Raw genomic sequence first — 21,658 nt, 5'->3', positions numbered from 1 at the left:
AATTAGCAAAAAATATTTTCAGATCGCTGCATCCAGATCGTCGTTGCCAACGTAGTAAGGGTATCGACAGCGCCCAGTCGCCGTCATACCCGCACCCCGGTGCCAACCTACTCAGGATGCCGATCATGAAAACACCTCGTCTGCCCAAGCTGGTCCTCGTTTCCACCGTCGCCCTTTCCCTTGCCGCCTGCGGCAGCAGCAATCACAACGACCGCGACACGCCCGCCCCGACGCCAACCCCGCCGGTGATGACCGCCGGCGACGTGTTTGCCCTTACGGCGAGCAACAAGCTGGTGTCATTCAACCGCGATGCGCCCGGCACCGTGCGCACGAATGTGGCAATCACTGGCCTGCAGAGTGGCGAAAACCTGCTCGGCATCGACTTCCGCCCCGCCGACGGCCAGCTGTACGCGGTCGGCAGTAGCGGCCGTATCTATACGATCAATACCGCCAGCGGCGCCGCCACCATGAAGTCCATGCTGGCGGCGGATGCGGCCGACACCACCGCGCCCTTTACCGCCCTCGCCGGCACTGACTTCGGCGTCGACTTCAACCCCGAGGCCGACCGTCTGCGCGTAGTCAGCAATACCGGCCTGAATTTGCGCATCAACGTCGACAGCGGCGCGACCACCACCGACGGCACGATCAATGGCGGCGCCGCGAATGCAGCGGTGACAGCGGCGGCCTACACGAACTCCTTCGCCGGTACCGCCAGCACCACGCTGTACGTGCTCGACAGCGCAACGGATACCCTTTACACCCAGAACCCGCCGAACAACGGCACCCTGAGCACGCCGGTGGTGCTGGGCGTGGATGCCGGCATGGTCAACGGCATGGACATCGACGCGCGCACGAATACCGGCTACGCGCTGCTGACGGTAGGCGGCGTGCGCAACCTGTACAGCATCAACCTGAGCGCCGCCAACAACCCAGCCACGGTCGTCGGCGCGCTCGGCATCGCAGAGGACATCCGCGGCCTGGCGCTGCGCACGCCGCAGGCGCCGGTGGTGCTCGGCCTGGGCGACGACGGCCGCCTGCACAGCTTCAAGCCGGGCACGCCGAACACGATCGACGCCTCGGTGGCGATCGGTGGCCTGAATGGCGGCGAAACCCTGCTCGGCATCGACGTGCGTCCGAAGGACGGCCTCCTGTACGGCATCACCTCGGCGGCGCGTATCGTCACCATCGACCCGGCCACCGGCGTGGCGACCGCGAAAGCCACGCTGGCAGCCGACACCGCCGACACGACCCTGCCCTATGCCGGGCTGGTGGGCGCGGCGTTCGCCGTCGATTTCAACCCGGTGGCCGACCGCTTGCGCGTGATCGGCGACGGCGGCCAGAACCTGCGCATCAACGTCGACAGCGGCGCCACCACGACGGACGGCGCGATCAACCGAGCCGGGTCCGTGCCGATGGTGACGGCCGGCGCCTACACCAACAGCTATGCCGGTGCGACCGCGACGACGCTGTACGACATCGATGGCGCCAGCGCCAGCCTCGCCATGCAGAATCCGCCGAACGATGGCGTGCTGGCGAATGTCGGCGCACTGGGCGTGGCCGCGATGGGCGACAACGGCATGGACATCGCGGGGGGCGCCAACGGCCTGGTGCTGGCGGCGCTGCGCACGGCGGTCAATGGTCCCTCGTCGCTGTACCGCATCGACCTGGCGACCGGCGCGGCGACGCTGGCGAACGGCAGCGCCAATCCGGCGGCGTCGCGCATCGGCAGCGGCCAGGTGGGCCTGCGCGACATCGCGATCTGGATGAAACCGTAAGCGCATGAAAAAAGGCCGGACCTTTATCGGCCCGGCCTTCGCACTACACACCGCGCGTTACAGACGGACCGCGCGTCCGATGTACAGGATCGGCCCGGTCGGGCGCCCGATCGGCGAGCCGGCTTCCGGCTCGAGCGTGATTTCGAACAGCTGGTTCGGCACCGGCGGCGGCAGGTTCGCCAGCTGCACCTCGACCCGCTTGCCCGGCTCGACCAGGCCCAGCGACACCGGGCCCTTCCAGCCATCGGCCTTGGTCCACAATTGCAAAGACCGGTTCGGCGGTACAACGGTGGTCCCGAGCGGAACCAGCGTCAGGCTGCCCTCGGCGTTCATTTGCAGCACCCAGCCGGGCGCCATGTTGCCCGGTGCGGCCAGCACCACGGTGTAGCGCGGCGCCGGTTCGCCCGGCGGCTGCAGGCCCACTACCACGGCCAGCGCGGCAGCGGCGGCAAAGCCGGTTGCGGCCAGGCTGCGCCACAGACCGAGGCGTTGCCACCAGCCGGTGACGGCCGGCGCTGGCTGATGCAGGCGCATGCCGGCCAGCGAAGCCTCGACCCGCGCCCACAGCTGCGGCGACGGTTCGGCCGGTTCGGCCAGCGCCGTCAACGGCAGCAGGCGCGCCTCCCAGTTCGCCACGGCCGCACGCAGGGCCGGCTCCTCATGTTCACTTCCCCGCAGCGCAAGCTCCACCCGGCGCCGCTCGCCCGCAGGCAGGGTGCCAAGCACGTATTCGCCCGCCAGGGATTCGATATCGTCGTCGAATGGCTCGCTCATCCCATGCACTCCTTCAGCGCGCTAAGGCCGCGCTTGATCCACGCCTTGATGGTACCCAGCGGCGACTGCATGCGCGCCGCGATTTCCGCATGCGAGCAGCCATCGACGTAAGCGTACAGGATGCTGTTACGCTTCGCTTCATCGAGCCCGACCAGGCAGTCGTGCAGGCGGCCCAGATCCTGGCGCCGCTCGACGGCATCGGCCGTGCCGTCGTCCTGCACCGCAGCGGCGTCGAGCGCCGCTAGTTCTTCCTCGCCAGCCTGCACTTCGCGCCCCCCGACACGCACGACGTCGAGCGCCTGGTGGCGCACGATGCTGTAGATCCAGCCGCGGCCGGCGCCGCGCGCCGGGTCGAAGCTGCGGGCACGGGTCCAGATGCTGAGGAAGGCGTCGTGCAGCACGTCCTCAGCCAGCGCACGCCGGCGCACGATGCGTAGCGCCACGCCCAGCAGCCGCCGCCCTTCGCGGTCATAGATGCCGCGCAGGGCGCGCTCGTCGCCGCGTGCACAGGCGGCCAGGGCGGCGTCATAGTCGAAATCATCCGATGCAGTCTTCAAACGGGCCTGTCCTTCCTTTTATGCCGCCGGCTCCAGAATCAAAAAGGCCCGGCTGCCGAGAGCAGCCGGGCTTACGCGCTTACATCTTCAGCGCCTTCGTCAGGAAGCCCCAACGGTCCGCCACTTCCTCGATCTGCTTGGCGGTCGGTTTACCCGCGCCGTGGCCAGCCTTGGTATCGATGCGGATGATCATCGGATTGCAGCCTGCCTGCGCAGCCTGGGCGGCGGCGGCAAACTTGAAGCTGTGCGCCGGCACCACGCGGTCGTCGTGGTCGGCGGTGGTGATCATCGTCGCCGGATACTGCGTGCCGGGTTTCAGGTTATGCAGCGGCGAATACTTCACCAAGGCCTTGAACTCGTCCGGATTCTCCGACGAGCCGTAGTCCGAGGTCCAGGCCCAGCCGATGGTGAATTTGTGGAAGCGCAGCATGTCCAGCACGCCCACCATCGGGATCGCCGCGCCGAACAAATCCGGACGTTGGGTCATGGCCGCACCGACCAGCAGGCCGCCGTTGCTGCCGCCGCCGATCGCCAGTTTCGACGGCTGGGTCACCTTGTTATCAACCAGCCACTGCGCCGCGCCGATGAAGTCGTCGAACACGTTCTGCTTCTGCAGCTTGGTGCCAGCCTGGTGCCAGGATTCGCCGTATTCTCCGCCGCCGCGCAGGTTGGCGACCACGTAGACGCCGCCCATTTCCATCCACGCCAGGTTGGCCGGCGAGAAGGCAGGCAGCATCGAGATATTGAAGCCGCCGTAGCCGTACAAATACGTCGGGTTGCTGCCGTCGAGTTTCAGGCCCTTCTTCGAGACGATGAACATCGGCACCTTGGTACCGTCGCGGCTGGTGAAGAACTGCTGGCGCGTTTCATAGGCGTTCGGGTCGAAGTCGACCTTCGGCTGGCGGAACACCTCGGTCTTGCCGCTGGCTACATCCATGCGGTAGATGGTGGTCGGCGTGGTGAAGCCGGTGAACGAGAAGAAGGTTTCCTTGTCGCCGCGCTTGCCCGTGAAGCCCGACACCGAACCGATACCCGGCAGCGCGATTTCGCGGATGAACTTGCCGCTCAAATCGCTCACGCGCACGACGCTGCGCGCATCCTTCAGGTATTCGACGATCAGGCGGTCGCCGACGACGTGGGCGGCATTCAGGGTGTCGCCGGATTCCGCGACGATCTCCTTCCAGTTGGCCTCGGCAGGCTTACGCACGTCGATGGCGACGATGCGCTGGCGCGGCGCCTTGCGGTCGGTGCTGAAGTAGAACACGTCGCCGACGTTGTCGATGAAGTCGTAGGCGGCATCGAAGTTGTCGACCAGCGGCACGACCTTCGAGTCGGCCTTCGACAGGTCCTTGATGAAGACCCGGTACTTGTGAGCGGTGCCCTTGGTGGCCGTGATCAGCAGGTACTTGCCGTCGTCGGTGGTCTTGGCGCGGAAGCCCCATTCCTTTTCGTCCGGACGGTCGTAGACCAGGGTGTCGGCGCTTTGCGGGGTGCCGATCTTGTGGAAATACAGTTTCTGGTGGTAGTTGACGGCAGCCAGCTTCGTCGCTTCGGTCGGCTCGTCGTAGCGGCTGTAGAAGAAGCCCTTGCCGTCTTTCGTCCAGGCAGTTTGCGAGAACTTGACCCACTTCAGGTGGTCTTCCAGGTCCTTGCCGCTGTCGATGTCGCGCACCTTCCACTCGTTCCAGTCGGAACCCGAGGCAGCGGTGCCGTAGGCCATGAGCTTACCGTCCGGGCTGACTTCGACGCCGGCCAGGGCGACCGTGCCGTCCGCTGCCAGGGTGTTCGGGTCGAGCAGCATGCGTGGCTCGTCCGACAGGTTCTTCATCGTGTACAGCACCGACTGGTTCTGCAGGCCGTCGTTGCGGCTGTAGAAGTAGCGGCCGCCCTCTTTCGACGGCACCGAGTAGCGCTCGTAGTTCCACAACTTGGTCAGGCGCTCCTGGATCGCCTTGCGCTGCGGGATCTGGGCAAGATAGGCCTGGGTCACCGCAACCTGGGCGTCGACCCATTCCTTGGTCTCGGCGCTGTTGGCGTCTTCCAGCCAGCGGTAAGGGTCGGCAATCGTGGTGCCGTGGTAGTTGTCGCTCTGGGCGACTTTCTTCGTGACCGGGTAGGTAGGCGCCTGGCCGGCTGGGCAGGACGCAGGGGCGGCATGGGCGCCGAAAGCCATCATCAGGGCCAGGGCGAGCGTTGCTTGTCTCATGTGCATATTCTTCTCGGAACGTGGTTCGGGAAAGGCGGATGTGCCGCCGGGCATCATAGCCTAGAACCCGGCAGTGCGCGACTTTACGGCAGGGCCGCCGATCCGTTGCACGACCGAAGAAAGCCCGTCAAGACGGGGTGAGTGTCCGTTTTCTCGGTCACGCAGGACCAGCAACCGAAAAGCCCGCTTTCCACCGCTGTGCTATGTTCGTTTCACTCGCAATGTAGCGAATTTGCCAATTTCGAAGGAGCGAACATGAATCGTTTTAATGACAAAACCGTGCTGGTCACGGGTGCCGCTTCCGGCATCGGGCTGGCCGCCGCCCGCCGCTTCCTGGATGAAGGCGCCCGTGTCGTGATGCTCGACATCGACGAAGCCGAACTCAAAGAGGCCGCTGCCAGGCTGCCGCAGGACCGTGTCCTGGTGCAGGTCGGCGATACGGCCGACAGGCAAACCGCAGTTGCCGCCGTCAAGGCAGCCGTGGAGCGCTTCGGCGGGCTGCATATCCTGGTCAACAACGCCGGCATGGCGGTCGAAGGCGACATCACGCAGACCAGCGAAGAAGACTTCGAGCGCGTCATGGCCGTGAACGTCGCCGGCTACTTCCACATGGCCAAGGCGGCGATGCCGGAACTCGTGAAAACGAAGGGGTCCATCGTCATGACCTCGTCGGTGTCGGGCCTGGGCGGCGACTGGAACATGTTCGCCTACAACACCTCGAAAGGCGCGGTCAGCAACATGGTGCGCGCGATGGCGATGGATGCGGGAAAAGACGGGGTGCGCGTGAACGCGGTCAATCCGAGCTTCACGAAAACCGGGATGACCGAGGACATGGTGAGCGATCCGGAACTGGTCGCCAAGTTCAGGGAGCGCATGCCGCTCGGCGCACCCGAAGACCCGGAAGGCGTGGCGGCGGCGATGGCCTTCCTGGCGAGCGAGGATGCGCGCCTGATTACGGGTGTGAATCTGCCGGTGGATGCGGGGTTGATGGCGTCGAACGGGCAGCCACCGCAGTAAGGATTTCAACGGGTGCCAGCGCAAAGACGAGACGGCGATTCCTTGATCGAGTCTCGTCACGCTTCCGATCAGCTATTGTCAAAGCGCGCTTCTTTCGCGTGAAAATATTTCTTCTTTGCAATTGTACATTATGGTATTGTTTCTGTTTAAAAACATTTTCTGTAATTGCAATCAGCATGGCAAACGAACTTACTGAATCAAAACTCATGCAGGTCCTGGACTGGACCTACGACAAAGCCGTCAACGGTATCCCAGGCCTGGATTCTGCACAGGAAATGGCAGAGGAATACATGAAAGGCGATGGTTCGCTGCACGACCGCGCCAATTCGCTTATCCGATGGCAGAACACGAAAGCCGGCACGTCTGGCTTCGTTAACGGACTGGGCGGCATCGCATTAATGCCCGTAACAATCCCGGCGAATATTTCAAGCGTCATGTATGTGCAAGTCCGAATGATCGCAGCAATTGCGCACATGGGCGGGCACGATTTGAAGAGCGATAAAGTCAAGGCGCTCGTCTATGCCTGCCTGTGCGGTAATGCTGCGAAAGACATCGCCAAGGAAGTCGGCATCAAGCTCGGCACCAAGCTGACTGAAAAAGCAGTCAAGAATATCTCGGTCGAAGTCATCAAGCGGATTAACCAGGCGGTCGGATTCCGTTTGCTAACCAAGTTCGGCCAGACCGGCGTCGTTAACATCGGCAAGGCAATTCCGCTCGTTGGCGGCATTGTCGGCGCGACATTCGATTCGGTGACTACGAATACGATCGGCAATATCGCCAGGAATACATTCATCTCAGAATGAACGAGGGCACGTTCCGACGCGACGATGTTAGCTGATCTTTTTGCCAAATTCCTTGCCCGACGCCTTGTGCGCTGGGCATTGATTGCCGGGTTTAACCTGATCGGCTTCGCGAGCGTGGCCGGGATTCCTATTGTCCTCATTGTCGACATCTTGCTGGTGCTCACTGCACTGCAAGGCATTTTGGCTGCCCTGCAGGGAACGGCCGCTGTCGTGTACAAGCTGATTGTCAAGCTGCTCAGGGTAGCAGCAATCGGCGCCGCGGTTTGCGGCGCCGTTGGCGTGCTTGCCGTTATCGCAGCCCGGCTCTTCGGCATAACCCCTACAGCGGAGGAGTTAGCTGCCGAAAGTATCCCAATGCAAGCGGTCGTGCAGGATCAGGAAAATACAACAATGCCCGCTGCCCCTGTCACGCAACATCCACAGGGTGAACATACTGCCGCGCTATCGCCTGCCCCAGTGCCGGAGTTGCCTCGCCCTGGTGCTTCGAGCGCAAACCAGGTTATTACCCTCATTGACGAACGTAATTACGCTGCGGCGCTTGCCCTGGTCGACACCGGCGCTGACATCGTCCAACCGCTCAACGGGCGCACGCCATTGACCGCGCTTGAAATCGACGGGCGGCCGGATTATTACAGCGAACCAGACGCATATGGCCTGATGAAGAAGCTGATCGTGACAAGTGGCGGACTCGACCAGAGGCTGAACGATTTCGGAAGCATCCTGTGGCATCAGCTGATGTACGAACTGGGGAACAACCCGCAAAAGTTTTCCGAAGTTCTCGACATTCTGCTTGCGCGCGGAATCGACATTAACCAGAAGAATTTCCATGGCCAGACTCTGGCCGATAGCGCAACGTGGTCTTATATGACGCAGGACATCATGATCGCGCGTGGGGCATGCAGCCGCTTGCCCAACCCGGTAAAACCACAGCAGCTGGTCTGCACGCACTGACGCCTTCTAAAGGCGGGCGTCAGCATAAACCAGTGCAGCAACTTCGTCATTCGTTTGCCAAGCGCAGGCGCGAACAACGACACGCAATGGATCGCGTTACCGCGCTTGCCTCCCTCCCACCTCCCGATGACTCAGCTGCCACTTGTGCGACAAGTCGATCGCCCGCCCGATCTCCGACGGATTCAACCGCCGTGCCACGATCGTCTTGTTGACGTTCGCCGTGGCATCGCCGCCATCGGCCGCCAGCAGCATCCACATGTAGGCCCGCACCGGATCGCGCGCCACGCCGCGGCCGCTGTTGTACATGCCGCCGAGGTTGTACTGGGCCAGCGCATGGCCCTGCTCGGCGGCTTGCGTGTACCAGTAGACGGCGCGCCGGTCGTCCTGGGCCACGCCCTGGCCGCTGGCGTACATCACGCCCAGGTTGTTCTGGGCGCTGGCGTCGCCCTGGCCGGCGGCGAGGCCGTACCAGTGGGCGGCGCGCGCGTCGTCGCGTTCCACGCCCTGGCCATTGGCGTAGATGACGCCGAGGTTGAACTGGGCGTTCGGCGCGCCCTGCTCGGCGGCGCGCCGGTACCAGTCGAAGGCGCGCTGCGGGTCGGCGGGGGCGCCGCGGCCGTGCGCGTACATGTTGGCCAGGTTGTACTGGGCGCCGACGTGGCCCTGGCTGGCGGCGCGCGTGTACCACTCGATGGCGTGCGGCTCGTCGCGTTCGGCGTGCCGCCCTTCGGCATACAGGGTGCCGAGGATGAACTGGGCTTCGCGGTCGCCGTGGTTGGCGGCGCGCTGCAGCCAGGCCAGGGCGCGCCGCGAATCGGCCTTGACGCCCAGGCCGTCGGCATAGGCCAGGCCGAGCTGGCGCTGGGCGCCGCGCTCGCCGGCGGCTGCGGCCTGGCGGAACCAGTACAGGGCTTGCGTGTCGCTGGCATCCACGCCCTGCCCGCGGCGGTACATCTGGCCGAGGTTCAACTGGGCCGGGGCGTCGCCCTGCAATGCGGCCTTGCGGAACCAGGCCATGGCCAGCGGGTAGTTGATGGCGGCGCCCATGCCGTGCAGGTAGCATTCGCCGAGCAGGTTCTGGGCGCTGGCCACGCCCTGCTCGGCCGCGCGGTAGTACCAGGACAGCGCGCGCTCGTGGTCCTGCGCCACGCCGCGCCCCTTGCGGTACATGTGGCCGAGGTTCTGCTGGGCCGAGGCGTCGCCCTGGTCGGCGGCGAGGCGGAACCAGCGCGCGCTGTCGGCGTCGCAGGCTTCCACGCCGCGGCCGTGGTAATACATCGCGCCGAGGTGGTTCTGGGCAAAGGCCAGCCCCTGCAGCGCGGCCAGGCGCAGCCAGCGGAAGGCGGCGGCATCGTCGCGCTCCACGCCCTCGCCCTTCTTGTACAGGATGCCGAGATTGAACTGGGCATACGGATTGCCGCGCTCGGCGGCGTCGCGGAACCACACGTAGGTCTGATGGCTCTCGCGGTGGAGCTTCTGGCGGTTCATGCCGGTTCCCGAAGTTGGACGTGTGTACGCGTGGTTTGCCTCATGCGCGGCAGGGCTGGACGCCGAGGTGCGCGCCGACGCATGGCAACCTGATAAGTATTGGCAAAATTTTAACGACGGAGAAAAGCGGGAGTTTGACTGCGCGCAATCGTGCCCGCCTGCGCACAAACAAAAAAGCCCGCCGGGCGGCTGCGCGGCGGGCTCTTCAGGCGGGGCTCAGGCTTGGGACTCAGGCGGCGCGCAGAGCGCGCCTGTCGGCGGCGTACTTGTCCAGCCAGCCCGGCACCTTGGCCGCGGCCAGCCGGTTCAGCGACACCAGCAGCTCGGGCGCCACCGCTTCCAGTCCATAGGACGAGGCGATGTGGCGGCCGATGTGGATCAGCACGTCGGCGGCGACCTCGGCGTCGGCCTCGGCCCGGTGGGCGGAGCCGCGGAAGGCGATGCCGAGCTGGCGCGAGAGCTGGCCCAGCTTGTAGCTGGCCATGCCCGGGAACACGCGGCGCGAGAGCTTCAGCGAGCACACCAGGCCGGCGTGGCCGCAGCTGCGCTGCAGGCGTTCGGCCTCGGCCAGCAGGAACTTCTCGTCGAAGCTGGCGTTGTGGGCCGACAGGGTGTCGCCGCCGATGAAGTCGAGCAGTTCCGGCACCACGCGGGACGCCGGCGGCGCCGTGTCGACCATCTCCTGGGTGATGCCGGTCAGGCCGGTGATGAAGGCCGGGATGCGCACGCCGCAGTTGACCAGCGAGACGTAGCGTTCGGTGACTTGCCCGCCTTCGATGCGCAGGGCCGCGACTTCGGTGATGCGGTCGCCCATGGCTGGCGACAGGCCCGTGGTCTCGAAGTCGAGCATCACGATGGGGCGTTCAAAGTGGTACATAAGCGGTTGCATACCGAAACCTTAGCCGAATTTGCGCATCGCGTCGAGGGCCAGGCCGGCGCCGATGCTGCCGAACAGATCGCCCTCGACCTTGCGCGCGCCCGGCACCAGGGCGCCGACGCGTTCGCGCAACAAGCCGACGCCGCTCGAACCGCCGGTGAAGAACACGGTGTCGACCGCGTCCGGCTTAAGGCCGGCATCGGCCAGCAGGCGCAGCACGGTGCCGTCGATGGCATCGAGCAGGCCGCCGATCGCGTTTTCGAATTGCACGCGCTCGACCAGCAGGTTTTCCGGCGGCGCCAGGCGGTCGAGCGCCAGCGACACCGACGTTTGATCCGACAAACCGATCTTGGCCGCCTCGACCTGCATCGCCAGCCAGTGGCCGGCGCGCTCGTCGATCAGGTGCTGCAGGCGCTTCAGCCTGGCCGGTTCCTGGGCGTCGCGCACCAGGTCTTCCAGCTGGGCCACGCTCTTGCGCGTATAGGCCTGGTTGATGGTATGCCAGGTCGCCAGGTTGAAGTAATAGCTCGACGGGATGTCGGCGCCCGAGCGCAGCAGGCTGCCGTAGCCGAGCAGCGGCATCACGGTGGCCAGGCTCAGGTATTTATCGAAGTCGGTGCCGCCGATGTGCACGCCGCCGGTGGCCAGGATGTCCTGGCGCCGCTCGGTCTGCTTCGCGCGTTCCGGTCCCAGGCGCACCAGCGAAAAGTCCGAGGTACCGCCGCCGATGTCGGCGATCAGCACCAGTTCCTCGCGGTCGATCTGCGACTCGTAGTCGAAGGCGGCGGCGATCGGCTCGTACTGGAAGGCGATCTCGCGGAAACCCACGCTCTTCGCCACCTCGGCCAGGGTGTCCTCGGCCAACTGGTCGGCGGCGCGGTTGTCGTCGATGAAGAACACCGGACGGCCGAACACGGCGCGCTCGAAGGGGCGATCGGCCTGGCGCTCGGCACGGCGCTTGACCTCGCCGATGAACTGGGCCAGCAGCAGGCGGAACGGCAGCGCGCGGCCGGCCACTTCGGTCTGGCCGTCCATCAGGCTGGTGCCGAGCAGGCTTTTCAGCGAGCGCATCAGGCGGCCTTCATAGCCTTGCAGGTAGTCGGCCAGGGCGGCGCGGCCATAGCGCACCTCTTCGTCGTCGGCATTGAAGAACACCACCGACGGCAGGGTCGGCTTGCCGTCTTCGAGGGCGAGCAGCGTGCGCTGCGCGTTTGCCGGGCCGGTTGTGGGGGCGATCCAGCCTACCGTGGAATTCGAGGTGCCGAAGTCGACGCCGCATGCGTTGCTCATGTCTGCCTTTCTTTTGAAGGGGCGGGATTTTACCAGAAGCAGGCGCTGCCGGGAACCGGGGCCGCGCGGCGTTGCGGGCGCAACACGTTTCGGGGCGATCCAGTCCCTGTGCAGGCCCGCGCCGCCGGTGGCCCCTGTCTGCCTATAATTGCGGCACCCACAAGGAAAGCGGGAGACGCGATGAGCTTGCTTGCCCGGCGCTGGACCCTGAAACGCAATTGCTCGCTGACGCCGCGGCAGTCGGCGGCCGTCTACGCCCTGCTCTGCGCGGCCTCGTTCGGCATCGCCCTGGTGTTCCTGGTGCAAGGCATCTGGATGGTGCTGGCCTTTGCCCTGGTCGAGATGACGGCGGTCGGCATGGCGCTGCTGTATTACGCGCGCCACGCGCTCGACGTCGAGACCATCGTGCTGGACGAAGGCTGCCTGCTGGTCGAACGCTGGGATGCCGGCCGGCGCGAGGAAATCCGCCTCGACCCTTACTGGACCCGCATCCTGCCGCCCGCCCCGCGCGAACGTAAACTCATCGAACTCGAGTCGCACGGCCGGCGCGTGCAACTCGGCGCCTACGTATCCGAAGCCATGCGCACGCAAGTTGCGCGCGAGCTGAAACAGGCGATCCGCAGCGGTCTGTTGTGATTTTCATCAACAAGTTGTCTTCCTTGTAAGTTTCATCTTACATTGTCACGGCTGGGCAACCGATAGGTGTTTTCTATCCCGTTTTGCATAATCCTGTCTTAGATATGCCACGCGTCACGAGCGCCGAGGCATTACAAGAAAACAGAGAGGAAGACGGAACATGCAGAACACCCAAGGCGGCTTCGCCATCGTGACCCATGGCGGCGCCGGCGAACCGCTGGACCTGACCGACGGCGCCGAACGCGCCGCCAAGGACGGCCATGCGCGCTTCCTGGCCGGCGGCGACGCGCTCGACGCGGCGATTGCCGCCGTCGTGGTCTTCGAAGAAGACGAGCGCTTCAATGCCGGCACCGGCTCGGTGCTGTGCCTGGACGGCTCGACGGTCGAAATGGACGCCTCGATCATGGATACGCGCGGGCGCCTGGGCGCGGTCGCGGCCGTGCGCGACGTGCGCAACCCGGTACTGCTGGCGCGCGCCATCTCCGACACCCCGCATGTGCTGCTGGCCGGCGAAGGCGCCGAGCGCTTCGCACGCGCAATCGGCCTGCCGCATGCCAGGCCGATCTCCGACGACCAGCGCGAAAAGCACCGCGAGCTGCTGTGCCAGCTGGCCGGCTCGGTGCCGGTCATGCCCGGCGTCGGCAACCGCATGTTCGACCGCTTCTGGAACTACAAGACACCGCTGCAGCTGCCGCCTTCGAAGGCCTGCGACACCGTCGGCGCCGTGGTGCGCACGCCGGACGGCCACTTCGCCGTGGCCGGCTCCACCGGCGGCTCGGCGCCCTCGCTGCTGGGCCGCGTGGGCGACACCGCCATCGTCGGCGCCGGCTTCTATGCCGGCACGCACGGCGCGATCGCCGCCACCGGCATCGGCGAACACATCGTGCGCCACATGCTGGCCCGCACCGTCTACGGCTGGATCGAAGCCGGCATGCCGCTGCAGCAGGCGCTGCAGCGCGGCATCGACCTCTTCGACAAGGAGGTCGACATCGGCCTGATCGCCGTGACGAAGAACGAGGCCGGCTCGTGCAGCAACAAGACCATGCCAACCGCAAAAATCGAAGACTAAATGAAAACCGAACCCCACCAGACTGCAAAGCACGGCCACCTCGTCATCATCGGCGGCCATGAAGACCGCGAACACCGCAAGGAAATCCTGACCCGCTTCGTCGAACTGGCGGGCGGCGAGAACGCCCGCATCGTCGTCATCACCGCGGCCAGCAAGATCGCCGACGACATGTGGGACATCTACGACCAGGCCTTCGGCGACCTCGGCGTGCGCCAGCGTTCGCACCTGTCGCTCGAATCGCGCCAGGACGCCAACGACGAAGAGAAGGTGCGCATGGTGGCCGAGGCCGACGGCATCTTCATGACCGGCGGCGACCAGAAGCGCCTGATGGCGATCATCGGCGGCACCGCGCTCGACGCCGAGATGCACACCGCCCTGAAAGTGCGCGGCGCCTGCATCGGCGGCACCAGCGCCGGCGCCTCGGCGATGTCGGGCCACATGCTCACCCAGGGCAAGACCGACCTGCTGCCCGAGAAGGGCGCGGTGCACATGGGCGCCGGCCTGGGCTTCCTGCACAAGGTGGTGATCGACCAGCACTTCTCGGAGCGCCAGCGCCTGGCGCGCCTGCTGTCGGCGGTGGCCCAGAACCCGTACCTGATGGGCATCGGCATCGACGAAGACACCGCCCTGGTGGTCGAGCGCGGGCGGGGCATCGAGGTGCTGGGCGAAGGCTCGGTCACCGTGGTCGACGGCCGCACCATGCTCACCAACATGGCCGACATCCGCGAGCGCGATACGCCGGAACTGATCGACGTGCGCCTGCACCTGCTGCCCGCCGGCAGCAGCTACCACCTGCCCGAGGAAGGCGAGGAAGCCAAGCCGATGCCACGCTCGCTGCAAGAATTTCTTGAAAATGTAACGAAACGGACCACGATCTCATGAGAATCATCGAAAAACGCTTCCTGCGCGGCCCCAATCTGTACAGCGCAGCTCCCTGCCTGATGGCGGTGATCGACACCGCCGGCGCCGAGGCCGCACCCGGCCTGGTTGCACGCCTGGTGGCCCTGCTGCCGGACCTGAGTCCCGAAGCCTCGGCACGCCTGGCGGCCCTCACCTGCGCCGCCGACGCCGTCGAGCCGGTCGTCATGGAACTGCAGCGCCTGGCCGGCGCGCCGGCCGATTTCAGCCAGACGCTGGAAGTTGCGCGCAACGAAGGCGCGCGCCGTGCCGTCTGCGGCTACCGCACCGAGCAGGTGGCAGGCGCCGCGCTGAACGTGGCGCTCGACCTGATCGAGGCCCTGCAGGCCGACAAGGAATTCGACCTCGCCGCCGCCGTGGCCGAACTGCACGAAGTCGCCGAAGACTATGCGATCGGCACCAGCACCGGCGCCGTGGTCACGGCAGCGCAACGGCGCGGCATCCCGAGCCTGCGCATCACCGACGAAGCGAATCTGTTCCAGCTGGGCTGGGGCAGCCGCCAGAAGCGCCTGCAGGCGACGATCACCGGCGCCACCAATTCCATCGCGGTCGGCATCGCCAGCGACAAGCAGCTGACCAAGACCCTGTTAGAGCAGGCCGGCTGCCCGGTCCCGGCCGGCGCCACCGTCACCTCGCTGGCTGAAGCCCAGCGCGTGGCGCGCCGCCTGAACGGCCCTGCCACCATCAAGCCGCTCGACGCCAACCAGGGCAAGGGCGTGACCACGGTCTGCGCCACGCCGGAAGAAGTCGAGCGCGCTTTTGAACATGCGCGCAAGTACAGCCGCCACGTGATCGTCGAGGCATTCCTGGAAGGTCGCGACTACCGCGTGCTGGTCACCGGGAACAAGATCGCCGCCGCCTCGTGGCGCCGTCCGCCCTGCGTCACCGGCGACGGCAAGTCGACCGTGCGCGAACTGGTCGAGCTTGAAAACCTGAACCCGGCACGCGGCGAAGGCCATACCAATATCCTGACCAAGATCCCGATGGACGCGCTGGCGTCCGCGATCCTGTCCAAGCAAGGCTACGAGTTCGACTCGGTGCTGCCGGCCGGCGTCTCGGTCGACTTGCGCGGCAACGCCAACCTGTCGACCGGCGGCACCGCCGAAGACGTGACCGATCTGCTGCCAGAGGAAACCCGCGACATCTGCATCCGCGCCGCGCGCACCATCGGCCTGGACGTGGCCGGCATCGACGTGATCTGCCAGGACATCGCGCAGCCGCTGCGCGAGCAAAAGGGCGGCATCATCGAAGTGAACGCCGCGCCTGGCATCCGCATGCACCAGTACCCGAGCCGCGGCACCCCGCGCGACGCCGGTGCCGCCATCGTCGAGGCCCTGTTCGGGCAGGACGACGGCCGCATCCCGACCGTCGCCGTGACCGGCACCAACGGCAAGACCACGACTTCGCTGCTGATCGCCCACACCGCGCGCCTGACCGGCCAGCGCACCGGCGTCACCACCACCGCTGGCGTGTACATCGACGGCCAGCGCATCATGGAGGGAGACTGCACCGGCTACCGCTCGGCACGCGCCCTCCTCACCTCGCCGGAAGTCGACTTCGCGGTGCTGGAAACGGCGCGCGGCGGCATCCTGAAGCGTGGCCTGGCCTACGACAAGTGTGACGTGTCGGTGGTGCTGAACGTCTCCAGCGACCACCTGGGCCTGGACGGCGTCGACACCGTCGAGGAACTGGCAAAGGTCAAGGCGGTGGTGGCCCAGCGCGCCTCGCGCGCCGTGGTGCTGAATGCCGAGGATGACTATTGCGTCGCGATGGCGAAGGACCTGCAGGCCGACGTCGAGGTGCTGTATTTCGCGCTCGATGCCGACAATCCGGTCCTGCTGCGCCACCTGGAATCGGGCGGACGCGGCGTCTACCTGCAGGACAATACCGTGGTGCTGGCCACCGGCGCGCGCCACGAGGCCCTGGTCGACGTGCGCCAGATGCCGGTGTCGCTGAACGGCTGCGCGCGCTACAACATCGCGAACGCCCTGGCGGCGACCGCGGCGCTGGCCGCTTCGGGCTTCGGCAACGCCGAGATCGTGGCCGGCATGCGCAGCTTCGTCTCCGACAGCAAGCACAACCCGCTGCGCTCGAACCTGTTCGACGTGGATGGCGTGACCGTGATCGTCGATTACGCGCACAACTGCGCGGCCTATGCGGCCCTGGCCGAGACCGCGCGCGCGATGACGCCGGGACGCGTGGTGGGCGTGGTGGCGGCGCCCGGCGACCGGCGCGATGCCGACCTGGTCGACATCGGCCGCACCTGCGCCGCCGGCTTCGACGAGCTGGTGGTGTACGAGACCGAGAACCGCGGCCGTGCGGCGGGCAGCGTGGCCGAGCTGCTGGTGCAGGGCGCGCGCCTGGGACGCATCGCAGGCGACCATCTGCAGTGCGAGCTGGATGTGCACAAGGCGATCCGCGCCGGCCTGGCCCTGTGCCAGCCGGGGGATGTGCTGGTGTTCGGCTGCGGCTCGTCGATCTCCGAGCTGACCGAGGCGCTGCGGCCGACCAGGCCGGAAATCGCGCGCCGGATCGAGGCGGAAGCGGTGTAATATCTCGACATGAGAGAGTGACGGCGGCCCTGCGGGGCCGCTTTTTTTTGGCCGAGCGGATGTGGCGCGGCCGTGCGGGGCGTGTCGTGAATATTCGGGGTGGGTTGTGGTGGGGACGAGTCCCCACCCTACCTCCCGCCTGTAGGGTGGGGACTCGTCCCCACCGGACCGCCGTCGGTTCGTAGGGTGGACACCTGTGTCCACGCGGTCTCATCGATCGATCATCGGCGCTGCTCCCGAAGACCGATGGGATTGTTCGGCATGCCCGTCCGCTTTCATGCCGTAGGGCTGATCTCCGGTACGACCGCGTGGACACAGGTGCCTTTCGTGGCCCGGTCCACCCTACAAAAACAAAAGGCTCCGTTTCCGGAGCCTATTCGATACGAAACTGAAGTGTTTAAATTGCCTGCGCCGCGATCCGGTCCGCACTTTCCGGATCATCCACGCGCAGCGCGTCGATGAACACCTGCAGCGACGACCCGCACGCAAACACCAGCACGTCGCCCGCCGTGCACAGGCTCAGGCCATGCCGGATCGCCTTGTCCACCTCGATCTCGCGGTGCAGCGTATCCGACGGCCCGACCACGTTCTCGGCGCCCTGGATGATCAAGTCCACCGCCCCGCCCACCGGACGCCCGCGGCTTTGCGATTCGTACACCACCAGCTCGTCGAAACGCTCGCCGCACACTTCCCCGATCTGGATCAGGTCGCTGTCGCGGCGGTCGCCCGGCGCGGTGACGATGCCGACCAGCTGCCCCGGCAGCAGCGCGCGTGCCATTTCGGCCAGGGCCGCGTAGGCCGCCGCATTGTGCGCGTAGTCGACGATCACGGTCACGCCGCGCACGTCGAACACGTTGGTGCGCAGCGGGTTGGTCTTGCTGTCCGAAACAAAGGTCGACAGCCCGGCCGCGATCTGCGTGTTCGAGAAGCCCGAAGCCATCAGCGCCGCCGCGGCCGCCAGGGCGTTGGCGATGTTGTAGCGCGCGCGGCCGCCATAGCTGGCGGGCATGGCTTCGACGCGCATCAGTTCTTGCTGGCGGCTGCCGTCGGCAACCACGATGGCATTGTCCTGGAAGTAGGTCGCGCGGCCGCCATCCTCGATGTGCTTGAGCAGGATCGGGTTTTCCGGCTCCATCGAGAAGAACACGACTTCGGCGCCTGGCTTGGCGCGGCGCACCATGGACACGCACAGCGCGTCCTCGGCATTGAGCACCACCGCGCGCGCGGCCGACGAAGCGACCACGGCTTTCACCTGCGCCAGGTCCTCGATGGTCTCGACGCCGTCCAGGCCCAGGTGGTCCGGCGAGACGTTCAGCACCACGCCGACGTCGCACTGATCAAAAGCCAGGCCGCGCTTCAGGATGCCGCCGCGCGCCGTTTCCAGCACGGCGAAGTCGACGTCCGGCGCCGAGAGCACGGTGCGCGCCGACCAGTAGCCGGTGCAGTCGCCCTTCACCAGGCGCTTGCCGTTGACGAACACGCCCTCGGTGGTGGTCACGCCCGTGCCCAGGCCCGCCACGCGCGCGGCGTGGGCGATCATCAGGGTGGTGGTGGTCTTGCCGTTGGTGCCGGTCACGGCGACCACCGGAATGCGGCCGTTCGATGGCCCCATCAGGCCGTCGACGATGGCTTCGCCGGCGTCGCGCGGCTCGCCCTTGCTCGGATGCTGGTGCATGCGGATGCCCGGCGCGGCATTCACTTCGATGACGGCGCCGCCCTGCTCGTCCAGCGGCTGCGAGATGTCCTGGCAGACAATGTCGATGCCGGCCACGTCGAGGCCGATCTTGCTGGCGGCGCGCACGCACAGGGCGCGCGTGGTTTCGGGCAGCAAGTCGGTCACGTCTTCGGCGGTGCCGCCGGTGGACAGGTTGGCGTTGCTGCGCAGTTCCACGCACACGCCCTGGGCCGGCACGGCGTCCGGCGTGTAACCCTGGCGGCGCAGCATGTCCTCGGCGTGGGCGTCGAGCGCGAGGCGGGTCAGCACGTTGCTGTGGCCGCTGCCGCGCGCCGGGTTCTGGTTCTCGATCTCGACCAGTTCGGTGATGGTGCTGACGCCGTCGCCGATCACGTGCGCCGGGCGGCGGAACGAGGCGGCGGCAATCCGTCCGCCGGCCACCAGCACGCGGTAGTCGCGGCCTTCGACAGAGCGTTCGACGATGATCTTGCGGCCGTACTGGCGCGCGAATTCAAAGGCCTTGGCCACTTCTTCCGGCGTGGCGCAGTTGGTGGTCACGCCCTTGCCCTGGTTGCCGTCGAGCGGCTTGATGGCGACCGGCTTGCCGACGCGGCGCGCGACGCGCTGGGCTTCTTCCACCGTGGTGACGGTGGCGCCTTCCGGCACCGGCACGCCGGCTTCCATCAGCAGGGCCTTGGTCAATTGCTTGTCGCTGGCGATCTTCACGGCGACGTAGCTGGTGTCGCCGGTGGTGGTGGCTTGCAGGCGCTTCTGCTTCGAGCCCCAGCCGAGCTGGAACAGGTTCGCATCGTCGGTGATGCGCGAAGTCGGGATGCCGCGCTCGTGGGCGGCGGCCAGCACGGCTGCGGTGCTGGTGCCGATGGCATAGCGCGAGCCGAGCGAACGCAGTTCCTTCAGGCGGCTGTCGATATCGAAAGGTTGATCTGACTGCGCCCCCAGCGCCAGCGCCGTGACCAGGTCGACCGCCAGCTGGAAGGATGGCTCGGCCAGCTTCTCGATGGCGTACTGGACGACGATGCGGAACTGGCCGGGACGGCCGGCGCTGGGCCGCGTGCGGCCATAACCGACGGTCGGACCTGCCATCGATTGCAGGGTGAGCGTGACCTGCTCGACCACGCGCGCCAGGTAGGTGCCGGCGCGCAGGCGCTGGGCGAAGCCGCCGGGCTGGCCGGTCGGCAGCAGCTGGCCGTGCAGCGAAGGCAGCATGGCCAGCAGCGCGTCGTTGAAGCCGGGGATGTCTTTCGAGGAAACGCCGTACAGGTCTTCCAGGTCGATGACGCTCAGCAGGCAGGGGGTATCGGCGTGGAGGTTGGGGCCACGAAGGAATCGTTGTTCGAGGATATGCACGGGATGTCCCTATCGTTCTCTAATTAGTATGGTGATGTGATGCGGTCGATGCTGCTGCAGTAAAACGTGTTCGGTGCTGCGGATACAGAGACAGCCGGTACGCTCCCAGTGGGCGCACCGGCTGCCGAAAAGGTACAAGCGCTTAAATGTCGAGCAGCTTGGTGTACATGCGGGTGGCCATCAGGCCGGCCGCGCTGTGGTGATGGGCCGGCGACATCAGCTCGCCCAGCAGCTGCATCGCTTCCTGCTTGCCGGCGGCGTCGGCCACCTGCTGTTCGAGCAGGGCCAGTTCGTTGTCGGTTTCGAGGTCGCGGCCGGCGCGGCGGCGGATCAGGCCGCGCTCGGGGAAGCTGCTGCTGCGGTCCTGGTGCTGGCCGAGGTTGTCCATGGTGCGCTGGCGGGCGCGGTGGGTCAGCATGCGCGGCTCCTTGCCCCCTTCTTTTCCGTCGGGTGCGGTCAGGATCCAGTCCTTCAGCACCTGCTGCTCGTAGGCGCTGAACACGCCGAACATCTCGGCGCGCTCACCATGGATCAGGCGCCAGAAGCGGCTGTTCTCCACGTCTTCGCCGCGCTTGATCCAGCCGGCGCTTTCCAGGGCCGAGAGAAAAGCCGGCACCTGCGCCGGCACGGCCAGCCAGTCGTTCACCGAGCGGCCGGCAACGCGGCAGTAGTCCGAGTGCATGTTCTTGCCGACCACCGCCTTTTGCACCAGGATGTCGACGAGCTCGTCCTGGATGTCGAAGTCGGCGATCACGGAATTCGTGCTGGCGCCGAGTTCGTTCAGGCGGTAGCCGTCGAGCACGCGGCGGTAGAACTCGGCGCGGTCGCCCACGCGCGGCATCAGATCGACCAGGGCCTGCACGGCTTTCTGGGCGTGGCCGTTGGCGGCGTTGTCGACCGTCACGTGCAGCGTGAAGTAATACGGGTCGATGCCGAATTCGTTCAGCTCGTAGGACGTGATCAGCAGGTGCAGCGGCAGCTGCTCGTAGCCGAGGTTGTAGCCGATGATCTCCGGCAGGAAGCGGTCGCCGCTGTGGCCCAGGGCCAGCTGGATTGCGCCTTGCAGGAAATGGTTGTCGCTCAGTTGCTCCCAGCCTTCGCAGCCGTGGGTAGCCAGCAGCTTGCGGTAGATCGTGACGTGGTTCTTGTCCGGCACGCCTTCGCCCAGCTCTTCGAGGTAGGTCTTGATCAGCGGGTGGAAGTCCGGGTTGTCCCAGTGGCGCAGCATGCCGTACAGCCAGGCGCCGTCGACCAGCTTGGTCGGCGCGGCGGCTTTCAGGAAGTTCAGGGCATGGGCGCGGTTGCCGAAGTAGCGGCGCGGGGCGCCGGCCTTGCGTGCACTCAGGTAATCGCGGTATTCGAGGCCGACGGCGTCGGTGCGGGCCTGGATCCAGGCCGGCAGTTGCGCCAGCGTGGGCGGCAGGTCGGCGGGAATGGCCTGGACGGCGGCGATCTGTTCGCGCAGGAAGGCTTCGGCGGCGCGGGCATTGCCCAGCGGGTCGGCCTGGAGCGCGAAATACAGGTCCTTGGCTGGCGTTGCCACCTGGTGGGCGGCAGCGCTGGCGCGGGCGACTTCAGGAACATCGGTAACGTACGAAGGCGTCATGGAATGCGGGTCCGGTTCTTGTTGATTGATTACCAGAATTATCCAGACTGGGCTATTCAAGGTGAATCGGCACGCGTGCTCCCAAGGTGTAAGACA

16 protein-coding genes are annotated in these 21,658 nt (G+C 66.2%); 8 read left to right on the top strand and 8 right to left on the bottom strand.

What is annotated here, in order from left to right:
• Positions 1 to 125 precede the first annotated feature (125 nt).
• Positions 126 to 1,775: a DUF4394 domain-containing protein gene (locus tag LK540_RS02975; protein WP_229435539.1), complete on the top strand. Its 1,650-nt coding sequence runs from the start codon at positions 126 to 128 to the stop codon at positions 1,773 to 1,775.
• 57 nt (positions 1,776 to 1,832) lie between these two features.
• Here the strand turns inward: LK540_RS02975 and LK540_RS02970 are convergent, their stop codons facing one another.
• From LK540_RS02970 to LK540_RS02960, 3 genes are all read right to left on the bottom strand, one after another.
• Positions 1,833 to 2,549: an anti-sigma factor domain-containing protein gene (locus LK540_RS02970; RefSeq protein ID WP_229435538.1), complete on the bottom strand. Its 717-nt coding sequence runs from the start codon at positions 2,547 to 2,549 to the stop codon at positions 1,833 to 1,835.
• Positions 2,546 to 3,106 carry a sigma-70 family RNA polymerase sigma factor gene (locus LK540_RS02965; protein ID WP_229435537.1) on the bottom strand — a complete coding sequence of 187 codons (561 nt, stop codon included), beginning with the start codon at positions 3,104 to 3,106 and terminating at the stop codon, positions 2,546 to 2,548. Before LK540_RS02965 ends, LK540_RS02970 begins: the two co-directional genes overlap by 4 nt.
• Before the next feature lie 79 nt (positions 3,107 to 3,185).
• Positions 3,186 to 5,318, bottom strand: a complete 2,133-nt coding sequence (locus LK540_RS02960; RefSeq protein WP_229435536.1) for a prolyl oligopeptidase family protein — start codon at positions 5,316 to 5,318, stop codon at positions 3,186 to 3,188.
• A gap of 249 nt (positions 5,319 to 5,567) precedes the next feature.
• Between LK540_RS02960 and LK540_RS02955 the strand changes: the two genes are divergently transcribed.
• From LK540_RS02955 to LK540_RS02945, 3 genes are all read left to right on the top strand, one after another.
• On the top strand, positions 5,568 to 6,329 hold the full coding sequence (locus tag LK540_RS02955; RefSeq protein WP_229435535.1) for an SDR family NAD(P)-dependent oxidoreductase: 762 nt from the start codon (positions 5,568 to 5,570) through the stop codon (positions 6,327 to 6,329).
• 176 nt (positions 6,330 to 6,505) lie between these two features.
• Entirely contained in the window at positions 6,506 to 7,132 is a 627-nt protein-coding gene (locus tag LK540_RS02950; RefSeq protein WP_229435534.1) for an EcsC family protein, read from the top strand.
• Positions 7,133 to 7,156: 24 nt separating this feature from the next.
• Positions 7,157 to 8,083, top strand: a complete 927-nt coding sequence (locus LK540_RS02945) for a hypothetical protein (RefSeq protein ID WP_229435533.1) — start codon at positions 7,157 to 7,159, stop codon at positions 8,081 to 8,083.
• 96 nt (positions 8,084 to 8,179) lie between these two features.
• Here the strand turns inward: LK540_RS02945 and LK540_RS25295 are convergent, their stop codons facing one another.
• The 3 genes from LK540_RS25295 to LK540_RS02930 form a co-directional block, all read right to left on the bottom strand.
• Positions 8,180 to 9,571, bottom strand: a complete 1,392-nt coding sequence (locus tag LK540_RS25295; protein ID WP_229435532.1) for a tetratricopeptide repeat protein — start codon at positions 9,569 to 9,571, stop codon at positions 8,180 to 8,182.
• A gap of 229 nt (positions 9,572 to 9,800) precedes the next feature.
• A complete protein-coding gene (locus LK540_RS02935) occupies positions 9,801 to 10,448 on the bottom strand; it encodes a PolC-type DNA polymerase III (RefSeq protein ID WP_229435531.1) in 648 nt (215 codons plus the stop codon).
• A 21-nt stretch (positions 10,449 to 10,469) separates the two neighbouring features.
• Positions 10,470 to 11,738, bottom strand: a complete 1,269-nt coding sequence (locus LK540_RS02930; RefSeq protein WP_229435530.1) for an Hsp70 family protein — start codon at positions 11,736 to 11,738, stop codon at positions 10,470 to 10,472.
• Between the two features lie 180 nt (positions 11,739 to 11,918).
• On the opposite strand from LK540_RS02930, the gene LK540_RS02925 reads away from it, so the two are divergent.
• The 4 genes from LK540_RS02925 (at position 11,919) to cphA (LK540_RS02910) (ending at position 16,913) form a co-directional block, all read left to right on the top strand.
• Positions 11,919 to 12,374: a DUF2244 domain-containing protein gene (locus tag LK540_RS02925; protein WP_229435529.1), complete on the top strand. Its 456-nt coding sequence runs from the start codon at positions 11,919 to 11,921 to the stop codon at positions 12,372 to 12,374.
• Positions 12,375 to 12,534: 160 nt separating this feature from the next.
• Complete coding sequence (locus tag LK540_RS02920) at positions 12,535 to 13,443, top strand: isoaspartyl peptidase/L-asparaginase (protein WP_229435528.1); 909 nt, start codon at positions 12,535 to 12,537, stop codon at positions 13,441 to 13,443.
• The gene (locus tag LK540_RS02915) at positions 13,444 to 14,325 is read left to right on the top strand and encodes a cyanophycinase (protein WP_229435527.1); all 882 of its coding nucleotides are present in this window, start codon (positions 13,444 to 13,446) and stop codon (positions 14,323 to 14,325) included.
• The gene (cphA, locus tag LK540_RS02910) at positions 14,322 to 16,913 is read left to right on the top strand and encodes a cyanophycin synthetase (protein WP_229435526.1); all 2,592 of its coding nucleotides are present in this window, start codon (positions 14,322 to 14,324) and stop codon (positions 16,911 to 16,913) included. Before LK540_RS02915 ends, cphA (LK540_RS02910) begins: the two co-directional genes overlap by 4 nt.
• Positions 16,914 to 17,310: 397 nt before the next feature.
• Here cphA (LK540_RS02910) and cphA (LK540_RS02905) read toward each other — a convergent pair whose 3' ends face one another.
• Positions 17,311 to 19,956, bottom strand: coding sequence for a cyanophycin synthetase (gene cphA / locus LK540_RS02905; protein ID WP_229435525.1), 2,646 nt, complete (start codon positions 19,954 to 19,956; stop codon positions 17,311 to 17,313).
• 142 nt (positions 19,957 to 20,098) lie between these two features.
• A complete protein-coding gene (locus tag LK540_RS02900) occupies positions 20,099 to 21,562 on the bottom strand; it encodes an iron-containing redox enzyme family protein (RefSeq protein WP_229435524.1) in 1,464 nt (487 codons plus the stop codon).
• Positions 21,563 to 21,658: the final 96 nt, after the last annotated feature.

Source organism: Massilia sp. IC2-278, assembly GCF_020708045.1.
Lineage (GTDB): Bacteria > Pseudomonadota > Gammaproteobacteria > Burkholderiales > Burkholderiaceae_D > Telluria.
This window is presented reverse-complemented; position numbering and strand designations above follow the sequence as displayed.